1 protein-coding gene is annotated in these 639 nt (G+C 60.4%); it reads right to left on the bottom strand.

Annotated elements, in window-relative coordinates:
- Positions 1–122: 122 nt before the first annotated feature.
- Positions 123–639, bottom strand: a 517-nt coding sequence (locus ACWGTO_RS33725; RefSeq protein ID WP_454578986.1) for a transposase, incomplete at its 5' end; no start/stop codon positions are given.

Here is a 639-nt window from a genome sequence, read left to right as displayed (position 1 = left end):
AGCTGGACGCTTCGATCAACATGCTGACTGAAGCGTGACCGGCCATTTTGGCGCGCGAAATAGGTCACCCGGCAGCGATTGCTGGTTTGCGCGGCGCAGTCGTTGGCCCTTTCGGCCGTAGCTCATGCGACAGCAATGCGATCCAGGTAGATCAGTCGTTTCATGTTGTAGAGGATGTTGGCCATGCCGATCTTCGTCGTGGCCCGTTCGATGCCGATGGTCCTGATGAACAGCCCCATGCGGCTCTTCTGCTCGGCGAAGACATGCTCGACACGCGAACGCACCTTTGACTTGAGGTTGTTGGCGCGGCGGGTGGTTTCGGGCATCGGCTTGCCCTTCGGCTTCTTGCGATGGACCCGGCTGATGAAGCCCTGTTTGTCCATGAAGGCCTCGTTGGCGTTCGACCTGTAGGCGGTGTCGGCCGACACGCTCTTGGCGGTGTTGGTTTTGTCGAGCAGACCCTCGCGCAGCCTGGCTCCCTCGTAGGCGGCCGCATCTGATGCCAGCCATTTGCGGATTAGCCCATGCTCGCGGTCGATCGAGATGTGGTTCTGGTAGCCAAAGGCGGGAATGGCGATATCAACCGGCGGCATCGTGCCATCTGCCTGCGGCTTGGCCTTGGTGAACTTGACCGTCCAG

The sequence above is a fragment of the Mesorhizobium sp. PL10 genome (assembly GCF_053714315.1).
The sequence above is the reverse complement of the archived record's forward strand: the minus strand, read 5'-3'. Positions and strand labels throughout refer to the sequence as shown.